Genomic DNA, 10,615 nt, shown 5'->3' with positions numbered 1-10,615 from the left:
TGGGAGACGGCCCTTTTGGGTGTGGTGTTTGGGTCAGATCACTTGATGATCTTCGAGACCACGCCGGCGCCGACGGTGCGGCCGCCTTCGCGGATCGCGAAGCGCAGCTTTTCCTCCATCGCGATCGGCGCGATCAGCTCGACCTCGAACTTCAGGTTGTCGCCCGGCATCACCATCTCGGTGCCCTCGGGCAGCTTCACCGTCCCGGTCACGTCCGTCGTGCGGAAGTAGAACTGCGGGCGATAGTTCGCGAAGAACGGCGTGTGGCGGCCGCCTTCCTCCTTGGTCAGGATATAGGCCTCGGCCTCGAAGGTCGTGTGCGGGTTCACCGATTTCGGCTTGCACAGCACCTGGCCGCGCTCGACACCGTCGCGGTCGATGCCGCGCAGCAGGACGCCCACGTTGTCGCCGGCCTCGCCGCGATCCAGCAGCTTGCGGAACATCTCGACGCCGGTGCAGGTGGTCTTCTTGGTGTCGCGGATGCCCACGATCTCAAGCTCGTCGCCCACGTTCACCGCGCCGCGCTCGATCCGGCCGGTCACGACCGTGCCGCGGCCCGAGATCGAGAACACGTCCTCGATCGGCATCAGGAAGGGCTGGTCCACGGCGCGCTCGGGCGTCGGGATGTATTCGTCGACCGCCGCGATCAGCGCGCGGATCGAATCCTCGCCGATCGCCTGGTCGCGGCCTTCCAGAGCGGCCAGCGCCGAGCCCTTGATGATCGGAATGTCGTCGCCCGGATAGTCGTAGGAGGACAGAAGCTCGCGCACCTCCATCTCGACCAGTTCCAGCAGCTCCTCGTCATCGACCTGGTCGACCTTGTTGAGGTAGACGACCATGTAGGGGATGCCCACCTGGCGGCCCAGCAGGATGTGCTCGCGCGTCTGCGGCATCGGGCCGTCGGCGGCGTTCACCACCAGGATCGCGCCGTCCATCTGCGCCGCGCCGGTGATCATGTTCTTCACATAGTCCGCGTGGCCGGGGCAGTCCACGTGGGCGTAGTGGCGGTTTTCCGATTCGTATTCCACATGCGCGGTCGAGATCGTGATCCCCCGAGCCCGCTCCTCGGGCGCGCCGTCGATCTGGTCATAGGCGCGGAATTCGCCGAAATACTTCGTGATCGCAGCCGTCAGCGTCGTCTTGCCGTGGTCAACGTGACCAATCGTGCCAATGTTGACGTGCGGTTTCGTCCGTTCAAACTTTGCCTTTGCCATGATGGCCTCCTGATCGCGGGGCATGGCATGAGACGGCCCCGAATTGACGTGCGCCGCGATGTATAAGCCTGCCTGGGAAAAATCAAGGGCGCCCGCGCGCCATCGGGCGGCTGTCCCTGCGCCCGATCCTGTTGCCCGGCGGAACCATTCCGGGCACAGTTCTGTTCAGGGCAAACCGGGGCGCGCCTTGTGTGTCTGTCGCCTCGCCAGAGAGGATGTATTCGATGAGCCTGATGAAAACCCTGGGTCGTGTTGCGGCCGGTGTCATTCTTGCCAAGGGCATTGGCGCGGCCATGCAGCATCGCGGAACGGGCCAGTCGGGCGGGCGGGTCACCCAGAACCGGACCGGCCAGGGGGGCCTGCTGGGCGACCTGTTCGGGAACAACACCACGCCCGGCGCGGGCGGCAGTCTGAACGACATGCTGGGCCAGGTTCTGGGCGGCGGCCGGGCGGGCAGCGGATCGCGCTATGGCGGGCCGAATTCGCGCGGCGCCCAGGGCGGGCTTGGCGGGCTTCTGGACAACCTGACCACCAAGGCCCGCAGCGGCGGCGCGGGCGGCAGCGGCGGCCTGGGCGATCTGCTGGGGCAGTTGAGCGGCGGTTCCAAGACGCGCAGCGCGGGCGCGGGTGGCAGCCTGGGCGATCTGCTGGGCGGGCTTCTGGGCGGCGCGGCGGCGGGCGGCGTGGCCGGGAGCTTGGCGCGCAAGGATTCGCAGCCCACCAACGACGCAAGCTTCGGCGAGCTGTTCAACGACGCCATCGTCAACAAGGGCGAACCCGAGGTGGCCCCCACCCCGGAACAGAACGCCGTCGCGGGCCTGATGCTGCGCGCGATGATCCAGGCCGCGAAATCGGACGGCACCATCGACGATGCGGAAAAGCAGCGCCTGCTGGGCAAGCTGGGCGACGACCTGGACGACGAGGAACGCCAGTTCATCCGCGACCAGATGGCCACCACCGTCGATCCAGAAGCTTTGGCGCAAGAGGTGCCCAAAGGACTCGAATCCCAAGTCTATCTGATGTCGCTGATGGCCATCGACCTGGATCACGAGGACGAGGCCCGTTATCTGGACCGGCTGGCCCGCGCGATGAACCTGGACCGCCCTTCGGTCAACCAGATCCATGACGAAGTCGGCGTGACCCGCCTTTACAACTGATCCCCGTCGATCCCTGCCCGGCGGCCCCTGCGGGGGCCGCTTTCGCAAATCCGTGATCGCCTTGCAGGCCGGTTGATCCAAGCCCTTGGCTCTGCCATGGTTTTCCCGACAGTTCCGTCTTTACAGCCAGTCCTTTTCAGGAGCCAGCCCATGCCCCCCGTCAAAGCGATCGCCGTTGCCGTTGCCTTGTCCTTGCCGACCCTTGCCGTCGCGCAATCCGCCGAGGAAGCCGCTGAAAGCGCCATCGAGGCGCGGCATGGCTTCATGACGATGCTGGGCATCAACATGGGCCAGCTGGCCGGCATGGCCAAGGGCGAGATTGCCTATGACGAGGCCCTGGCCAGCCGCGCGGCCGCCAATATCGTCGCCCTGACCCAGTACGACGCGCCCACGCTGTTCATCGAGGGAACCTCGTCGGCGGACACAGACAATTCCGAGGCCCTGCCCGCGATCTGGGAAAACCCCGACGATTTCCGCGCCAAGTTCGCCGCCATGTCCGAGGCCGCGGCAGGCAGCCCGGATGCCGTCAAGGGCGGCCAGGGCAATCTTGGCCCGGTGCTGCAAAAGCTGGGCGGCACCTGCAAGGCCTGTCACGACGACTATCGCAAGGCCGACTGATGCCGGGCGACGGGGCGCGGCGCGAACGGGTCTGGGATCCGGCGCTGCGCGCGTTCCACTGGGCCTTGGCCGTGCTGGTGATCGTCAACTGGCTGCTGGGCAAGATTGGCCCCTCGGACATGACGCTGCATTTCTGGCTGGGCTATGGGGTCATCGCCCTGCTGGCCTTCCGGCTGATCTGGGGCTTCGTCGGCCCGCCGCCCGCCCGCTTCACGCGCTTCATCCGGGGACCGCGTGCCGTGCTGGCTTATGTCCGTGACATGGTCCGGCCCCGGCCCAGCCACTGGCCCGGCCACAGCCCGGTGGGCGCCCTGGCGGTGGTTGCCATGCTGGCGGTGCTGATCATGCAGGTCACGACCGGGCTGTTCGCCGACCCGGACGACTATATCAATGTCGGCCCGCTGGCCTCTCAGGTCAGTTCGGCGACCTCTCGGGCGGCGCTGCGGTGGCATCACCGGGGCGCCGACCTGATCCTGATCCTGGTCCTGCTGCACTGGGCGGTGATCGTCTTCTACCGCCTGTGGAAGCGCGAGGATCTGGTGCGCCCGATGATCGACGGCTGGAAATGGGTGCGGCGGCGGTAAGCGGAACCCTGGGTGCCACCGCTTGTTGGACAAGGCAAACCGAAAGGAACGCCCATGTCCACCGACCAACCCTTCCGCAGCGGCGCCATCAGCGACCCCCGCCTGCCGAAACCCGACTTTCCGAAACAGGAACAGCCCTTCCCCGGCCTGGCCAGCCGCATGGACCCGCTGCCCGACCATGGCGAGACCAGCTATCGCGGCACCGGGCGGCTGTCGGGCAAGCGCGCGCTGATCACCGGCGGCGACAGCGGCATCGGTGCGGCCGCCGCCATCGCCTATGCCCGTGAGGGGGCGGATGTCGCGATCAACTATCTGCCGCAGGAACAGGAGGACGCCGACAAGGTGATCGCCCTGATCCGGGCCGAGGGCCGCGCGGCCGCCGCCATTCCCGGCGACCTGCGCCAGGAGGGTTTCTGCAAATCCCTGGTCGCCCAGGCCGTCGAGGCCCTGGGCGGGCTGGACATCCTGGTCAACAACGCCGGCCGTCAGCAGTTCTGCGAAAGGCTGGAGGATCTGACGACCGAGGATTTCGACGCGACGATGAAGACCAACGTCTATGCGCCCTTCTGGGTCACGCGCGCGGCGCTGCCGCATCTGAAGCCCGGCGCGTCGATCATCATCACCTCGTCGGTGCAGGCCTTCTCGGCGTCCGAACTGCTGTTCGATTATGCACAGTCCAAAGCCGCCAACGTGGCCTTCGCGCAGTCGCTGGCCAAGCAGCTCGCGCCGCGCGGCATCCGCGTGAACGCGGTCTGCCCCGGCCCGTTCTGGACCGCCTTGCAGGTCTCGGGCGGGCAGCCGACGCAAAAGGCGGCGGAACACGGCAAGAAGCAGCCGCTGGGACGCCCCGGCCAGCCGGTCGAACTGGCGCCGATCTATGTGCTGCTGGCTTCGGACGAGGCGAGCTATATCACCGGCGAATATTTCGGATCGGTGGGCGGTTCGGGGTTGTAGGCGAGGGAAAGGATTCTTGCCTCCGGCGGGGATATTTTAACGAAGCTGAAAGGAATTCGAATCCATCCTGAAGGCACGGCACAGGCGGGGACGCCGATGACCGTCGAAGGTGAAAGCCCGCTGTCCGCCACATCATGCGGGCGCGGCAGCGGGCCGCCTTTCGTCCCCAATATCTTGGGGCTTCCGCCGCTTGCGGCGGACGGGGCGAAGCCCCAAGGAAAAACTGTCCGAGGGCGCAGGCCCTTGGTCAGTTGAACTTGTTGTCGCGCGGGAAGCCGCGCGGGGCCATGCTGCCTGCGCTGGCGCGCTTGCCCAGCCAGGCGGTCAGGTCGGGTTCGGTCCGGGTGCGCCCGCCGCTTTCCTGCCAGCGAAGCCCATCGGCCAGGGTCAGGAAAGCCGCGTCGGACAACGTGTCGTCCGCGACCAGCCCGCCGCCGCTGCGGTATTTCTGCAAGCGGACGCCCTTGCCCCGCGCCATCTCGGGCAATTCGGACAGCGGAAAGACCAGCATCTTGCGGTTGGTGCCGACCACGGCCAGGTGATCGCCGCCGACCGGACGGCACAGCAGCGCGTCGCCGTTCAGCACCTGCTTGCCCGTCTTGGTCTGCGCCAGGATGTCGCCCGCCGCGACGATGAAGCCGTCGCCCGCCTTCGAGGCCACCAGGTATCTTTCACCCTCGCGCCAGGGGAACAGGGCGATCACCTCGGCCTCGTTCGGCAGGTCGATCATCAGGCGCAGCGGTTCACCCATGCCGCGCCCGCCGGGCAGGCTGTTGGCGGGCAGGGTGTAGAAGCGCCCGTTGCTGGCAAAGATCATCAGCTTGTCGGTCGTCTCGGCATGGATCGCCAAGCCGGGGCCGTCGCCGTCCTTGAACTTGACCTCGGCATCCAGCGGCTGATGGCCCTTCATGGCCCGGATCCAGCCCATCTTCGACAGGATCACCGTCAGCGGCTCTCGCTCGATCATCGCATCCATGTCCAGGGGGGCGATGTCCTGCGCCTCGGCGATCAGGGTGCGCCGCTGGCCTTCGGGCCGGGACTTGCCGAACAGGTTGCGGACCTCTTTCAACTGGTCGGAGACGCGCGCCCACTGGGCGCGGTCGTCGGCCAGCATCGCCTGCAAGGCCTGCCGTTCGTCCTGCAAGGCGTCGCGTTCGGCGCGCAACTCGATCTCTTCCAGCTTGCGCAGGGCGCGCAGGCGCATGTTCAGGATCGCCTCGACCTGCACTTCGGTCAGGGCGAATTCGGCCATCAACACGGCCTTCGGATCGTCCTCGTGGCGGATGATCTCGATCACCCGGTCCAGGTTCAGATAGGCGATCAGATAGCCTTCCAGAACCTCCAGCCGGGCGGCGATCTTGTCCAGCCGGAAGGTGGCGCGGCGGACCAGCACATCGCGGCGGTGGTCCAGGAAGGCGCGCAGAACCTCCTTGAGGCTGCACACCTTGGGCACGCGGCCGTCGATCAGCACGTTCATGTTCATGCTGAAGCGAAGCTCCAAGTCGCTGACGCGGAACAGCGCGGCCATCAGCTGTTCGGGATCGACCGTCCGCGCCCGAGGTTCCAGGACAATGCGGATATCCTCGGCGGATTCGTCGCGGACATCGGCCAGGATCGGGATCTTGCGGGTCTGGATCAGTTCGGCCAGACGTTCGATCAGGCGGGACTTCTGGACCTGATAGGGAATTTCGGTCACGACGATCTGCCACAGGCCCCGGCCCAGATCCTCGACCGCCCACCGCGCGCGGACCCGGAACGCACCGCGCCCGGTGCGATAGATCTCGGCGATGGTCTCGCGGTTTTCGACGATCACCCCGCCGGTCGGGAAGTCCGGCCCTTGCAGAATGCCCGCCAGCGTGTCGTCGCGCGCATCCGGCGTCTTGATCAGATGCAGGCAGGCGTCGATCACCTCGTGCAGGTTATGGGGGGGAATGTTCGTGGCCATCCCCACGGCGATCCCCGAGGCCCCGTTCGCCAGCAGGTTCGGGAAGGCGGCAGGCAGGACCACGGGTTCCTGCAAGGTGCCGTCATAGTTCGGGCGGAAATCCACCGCGTCCTCGGCCAGGCCGTCCATCAGGCTTTCGGATGTCGCCGCCAGCCGCGCCTCGGTGTATCGGGCCGCGGCCGGGTTGTCGCCGTCGATATTGCCGAAGTTGCCCTGCCCGTCCACAAGCGGATAGCGCATGGCGAAATCCTGGGCCAGCCGCGCCATCGCGTCATAGATCGCGGCGTCCCCGTGGGGGTGATAGTTGCCCATCACATCGCCGGTGATCTTGGCCGACTTGCGGAACGCACCGTTGGGCGACAGGCGCAACTCGCGCATCGCATAGAGGATCCGGCGATGCACCGGCTTCAGCCCGTCGCGCGCGTCGGGCAGCGCCCGGTGCATGATCGTCGACAGGGCATAGGTCAGATACCGTTCGCCGATGGCGCGGCTCAGCGGTTCGGTCTGGGTATTGTCTTCGGGATCGAGAGGCAGGCTGGACATGGCGCATCAGATAGGGCGCGGCGCGCGCGCGGTCCAGCGGGAATCCGTTGGAACGGGCGCGCGACGGTTGGCGTTGCGAAACATCATAGGTTAACAAGGTTCGCAAGAAACCGGCGGGGGCAAGGCATGATCAGACTGGGCGCGCTGCTGCTGGTAACCTTGGCGGGCCTGTTTCTGATCCTGTCGGTCTGGGGCGAGGGCAATCCCCGCGCCGACCGCCGCCCCGTTCCTGTGCCCCAGCCTGCGGCTCGGGACGCGGGCACCGAACGTCCTGCCGCGACCGAATCCCAGCCCGTTCCCGCCGCCGTGGTGCAGGCGGAATCGCAGACGCCAGAACGCATCCAGCGTTTTCCCGGACCGGCGCTGCGGCCGTCGCCCGAACATGCCGGGGAAACGCCGGAACCCGCGCCGATGGCTGTGGACGGGCCGGTTCTCTATGTCACCGGCGACCGGGTGAATGTCCGCGCCGGGCCGTCGACCGCCGACCGGGTCGTCGCCGCGCTTGGACGGGGCGTGGCGGTGCAGGCGCTTGGCCCGCAGGACGCCGAATGGGTCAATATCCGCGACGCAGAGGGCCGCACCGGCTATGTCGCGGGCCGCTTCCTGTCGGCGTCGGCGCCTTGACGGGACGTGTGCTGATCACCGGATGTTCGTCCGGCATCGGGCTGGACGCCGCGCGGCGGATGCAGTCGCTGGGCTGGCAGGTCGTCGCCACCTGCCGCAAGGACGAGGACATCGCCGCTCGCCGGTCCGAGGGGATGGAGTGTCACCGCCTGGACCTGTCCGACGAAGCAAGCGTGGCGCGGCTGGCCGACCGGGTTCTGTCGGGCGGCCCGCTGGACGCGCTGGTGAACAACGCGGCCTTCGCCCTGCCCGGCGCGGTCGAGGACATGCCGCGCGGCGCCCTGCGCGCGATCTTCGAGACGAACCTGTTCGGCACCCACGACCTGACCGTCCGCCTGATCCCGCATTTCCGCCGCAACGGCGGGCGGATCGTCAACATCAGCTCGGTCCTGGGGCTGATCGGCATCCGCTGGCGCGGCCCCTATGTCGCGACGAAATTCGCGCTGGAAGGCCTGACCGACGTGCTGCGGCTGGAAATGGCGGGCACGCCCGTCAAGGTGATCCTGATCGAACCCGGCCCCATCGCCAGCCGCATCCGCGTGAATGCCATTCCGCATTTCGAACGCTGGGTGAACTGGCAGGACAGCGCGCGGGCCGACGAATACCGCGCCAGCCTGCTCAAGCGGCTCTACGAACCCTCGGGCAAGGACCGCTTCGAACTGCCCCCCTCGGCCGTCAGCGACCGCATCGTCCACGCGCTGACGGCGGCCCGGCCGCGCCCGCGTTATTACGTCACGACGCCCACCTGGCTGTCCGGCACGGCACGCAGGCTTTTGCCCACGCGTGCACTGGACTGGGTCGCGCGCCAGGGCTAGGGTCCAGTCCAACGAAAGGCGCTCGCGATGGCTCATGACCCGCTGTTCTATGTGATCGCATTGGCGATGCTGGCCGTGCTGGGGATCCTGGCCACCGGCATCGGCGGCTTCGCCAAGGGCGGCGAGTGGAACCGCAAGCACGGCAACCGGATGATGCGATGGCGGATCATCGCGCAGGCCGTGGCGGTCGTTCTGATCATGCTGTTCGTCTGGCTTGGGGGAAAATGATGGTCGTTCTGAACAGGATCTATACCCGCACCGGCGACAAGGGCGACACCGCCCTGTCCGACGGCAGCCGCGTCGCCAAGCACGACCCCAGGGTCGAGGCCTATGGCACCGTCGACGAATTGAATGCGACGCTGGGCCTCTGCCGCCTGCACGCGACGGGCGATCTGGCCGCGTGGCTGGGGGTGATCCAGAACGACCTGTTCGATCTGGGCGCGGATCTGGCGCGGCCGGACATGGCCGCCGACGACCAGGCGGGCTATCCGGTGCTGCGCATCATCGACGCCCAGGTGGCCCGCCTTGAAACCCAGATCGACGCCATGAACGCCCATCTGGATCCGCTGCGCAGCTTCATCCTGCCGGGCGGTTCGGTGCTGTCGGCGCATCTGCACCTGTCGCGCACCGTCGCCCGCCGGGCCGAGCGGTGCGCGACCCAGCTTGCCGCCGGGGGCGATGCGAACGGGGCGGCGATCCGTTACCTGAACCGCCTGTCCGACTGGCTGTTCGTCGCCGCCCGCACGGCCAACAATGGCGGAGCCGACGATATCCTGTGGGTTCCGGGGGCCAGCCGCTAGACGCCAGCCCGATCGCGCGCCGATGCTGGCGCAAACGCAGCGTCGGGGGACGCTTTTATATTGTAAAGCGCGCCGATCCGTCGGTAACACTGCCCCGACAGTCAGAGACAAGGGAGCGTAGCCCATGAAGATTCTGGTGCCCGTGAAGCGGGTTATTGACTACAACGTGAAGGCTCGGGTTCGTGCTGACGGGTCTGGGGTTGACTTGGCGAATGTGAAGATGTCGATGAACCCGTTCGACGAGATCGCGGTCGAGGAGGCGATCCGGCTGAAGGAAGCCGGCAAGGCCGAGGAGGTGATCGCGGTCAGCATCGGCGTGCGTCAGGCGGCCGAGACGCTGCGCACGGCGCTGGCGATGGGCGCGGACCGGGCGATCCTGGTGGTGGCCTCGGAGGACGTGCACCAGGACATCGAACCCCTGGCGGTGGCCAAGATCCTCAGGGCGGTGGTCGAGGCCGAGCAGCCGCGGCTGGTGATCGCCGGCAAGCAGGCCATCGACAACGACATGAACGCGACCGGGCAGATGCTGGCGGCGCTTCTGGGCTGGGGCCAGGCGACCTTCGCCAGCAGGCTCGAGATCGAGGGCGACAGCGCCAAGGTGACGCGCGAGGTCGACGGCGGCCTGCAGACGATCAGCGTCGGCCTGCCCGCCGTGGTCACCGCCGACCTGCGCCTGAACGAGCCGCGCTACGCGTCGCTGCCCAACATCATGAAGGCCAAGAAGAAGCCGCTGGAGGAGAAGACCGCCGCCGATTACGGCGTCGATGTCAGCCCGCGCCTGGAGATCGTCTCCACGCGCGAACCCGAGGGGCGCAAGGCCGGCATCAGGGTCGGCTCGGCCGACGAACTGGTTTCGAAACTGAAAGAAGCGGGGGTGATCTGATGGCCGTTCTTCTGCTGGGCGAAGTCACGAACGGGGTGCTGAACCGCGACGCCACCGCCAAGGCCGTGAATGCCGTTGCCTCGCTGGGCGACGTGACGGTGCTCTGCGCCGGGGCGCAGGCCCGCGCCGCCGCCGCCGAGGCCGCGACCATCGCCGGGGTCGCCCGCGTCCTGGTGGCCGAGGACGCGCGCTACGGCCACCGCCTGGCCGAGCCGACGGCGGCGCTGATCGTCTCGCTGGCGGGCGCGTACGATCATGTCGCGGCGCCGGCCACGACGGACGCCAAGAACGTGATGCCGCGGGTGGCGGCGCTGCTGGACGCGATGGTGATCCCCGAGGTGTCGAAGGTGGTCGATGCCGACACGTTCGAACGCCCGGTCTATGCCGGCAACGCCATCCAGACGGTGCGGTCGAAGGACGCGAAGAAGGTGCTGACGATCCGCACCGCCAGCTTCGAGGCGGCGGGCGCGGGCGGCTC

The 10,615-nt window shown here is 67.6% G+C and carries 11 protein-coding genes and 1 pseudogene; 10 read left to right on the top strand and 2 right to left on the bottom strand.

Annotation, left to right across the window (positions count from 1 at the left end; translation table 11 throughout):
• Positions 1 to 38: 38 nt before the first annotated feature.
• Complete coding sequence (gene tuf / locus ACTJI6_RS22425) at positions 39 to 1,214, bottom strand: elongation factor Tu (protein WP_440801977.1); 1,176 nt, start codon at positions 1,212 to 1,214, stop codon at positions 39 to 41.
• A 224-nt stretch (positions 1,215 to 1,438) separates the two neighbouring features.
• Between tuf and ACTJI6_RS22420 the strand changes: the two genes are divergently transcribed.
• The 4 genes from ACTJI6_RS22420 (at position 1,439) to ACTJI6_RS22405 (ending at position 4,527) form a co-directional block, all read left to right on the top strand.
• Positions 1,439 to 2,371: a tellurite resistance TerB family protein gene (locus ACTJI6_RS22420; protein ID WP_440803871.1), complete on the top strand. Its 933-nt coding sequence runs from the start codon at positions 1,439 to 1,441 to the stop codon at positions 2,369 to 2,371.
• 150 nt (positions 2,372 to 2,521) lie between these two features.
• Entirely contained in the window at positions 2,522 to 2,989 is a 468-nt protein-coding gene (locus ACTJI6_RS22415; RefSeq protein ID WP_440803869.1) for a c-type cytochrome, read from the top strand.
• Positions 2,989 to 3,573 (top strand): cytochrome b/b6 domain-containing protein, encoded by a 585-nt coding sequence (locus ACTJI6_RS22410; protein WP_440803866.1) that lies wholly within the window; start codon positions 2,989 to 2,991, stop codon positions 3,571 to 3,573. Before ACTJI6_RS22415 ends, ACTJI6_RS22410 begins: the two co-directional genes overlap by 1 nt.
• A gap of 54 nt (positions 3,574 to 3,627) precedes the next feature.
• Positions 3,628 to 4,527, top strand: coding sequence for an SDR family oxidoreductase (locus ACTJI6_RS22405; RefSeq protein WP_440803864.1), 900 nt, complete (start codon positions 3,628 to 3,630; stop codon positions 4,525 to 4,527).
• 247 nt (positions 4,528 to 4,774) lie between these two features.
• On the opposite strand, the gene parC is transcribed toward ACTJI6_RS22405, so the two are convergent.
• Complete coding sequence (gene parC / locus ACTJI6_RS22400) at positions 4,775 to 7,015, bottom strand: DNA topoisomerase IV subunit A (RefSeq protein WP_440803861.1); 2,241 nt, start codon at positions 7,013 to 7,015, stop codon at positions 4,775 to 4,777.
• Between the two features lie 126 nt (positions 7,016 to 7,141).
• Here parC and ACTJI6_RS22395 point away from each other — a divergent pair, with 126 nt between their 5' ends.
• From ACTJI6_RS22395 to ACTJI6_RS22370, 6 genes and pseudogenes are all read left to right on the top strand, one after another.
• Positions 7,142 to 7,639, top strand: a complete 498-nt coding sequence (locus tag ACTJI6_RS22395) for an SH3 domain-containing protein (protein WP_440803859.1) — start codon at positions 7,142 to 7,144, stop codon at positions 7,637 to 7,639.
• Positions 7,636 to 8,454 carry an SDR family NAD(P)-dependent oxidoreductase gene (locus ACTJI6_RS22390; protein ID WP_440803856.1) on the top strand — a complete coding sequence of 273 codons (819 nt, stop codon included), beginning with the start codon at positions 7,636 to 7,638 and terminating at the stop codon, positions 8,452 to 8,454. The genes ACTJI6_RS22395 and ACTJI6_RS22390 overlap by 4 nt, the downstream gene beginning before the upstream one ends.
• A 27-nt stretch (positions 8,455 to 8,481) precedes the next feature.
• Positions 8,482 to 8,682: a twin transmembrane helix small protein gene (locus tag ACTJI6_RS22385; RefSeq protein ID WP_440803855.1), complete on the top strand. Its 201-nt coding sequence runs from the start codon at positions 8,482 to 8,484 to the stop codon at positions 8,680 to 8,682.
• Positions 8,682 to 9,254: a cob(I)yrinic acid a,c-diamide adenosyltransferase gene (locus tag ACTJI6_RS22380; protein WP_440803852.1), complete on the top strand. Its 573-nt coding sequence runs from the start codon at positions 8,682 to 8,684 to the stop codon at positions 9,252 to 9,254. The genes ACTJI6_RS22385 and ACTJI6_RS22380 overlap by 1 nt, the downstream gene beginning before the upstream one ends.
• A 124-nt stretch (positions 9,255 to 9,378) precedes the next feature.
• Positions 9,379 to 10,137, top strand: a complete 759-nt coding sequence (locus ACTJI6_RS22375) for an electron transfer flavoprotein subunit beta/FixA family protein (protein WP_440803468.1) — start codon at positions 9,379 to 9,381, stop codon at positions 10,135 to 10,137.
• Positions 10,137 to 10,615: pseudogene (locus ACTJI6_RS22370) on the top strand (electron transfer flavoprotein subunit alpha/FixB family protein); the annotation flags it as partial. The gene ACTJI6_RS22375 and the pseudogene ACTJI6_RS22370, both read left to right, overlap by 1 nt.

Origin of the sequence: Paracoccus sp. 22332 (assembly GCF_052045125.1) — a bacterium.
In the GTDB taxonomy this organism is placed as follows: domain Bacteria; phylum Pseudomonadota; class Alphaproteobacteria; order Rhodobacterales; family Rhodobacteraceae; genus Paracoccus; species Paracoccus haematequi_A.
The sequence above is the reverse complement of the archived record's forward strand: the minus strand, read 5'-3'. Positions and strand labels throughout refer to the sequence as shown.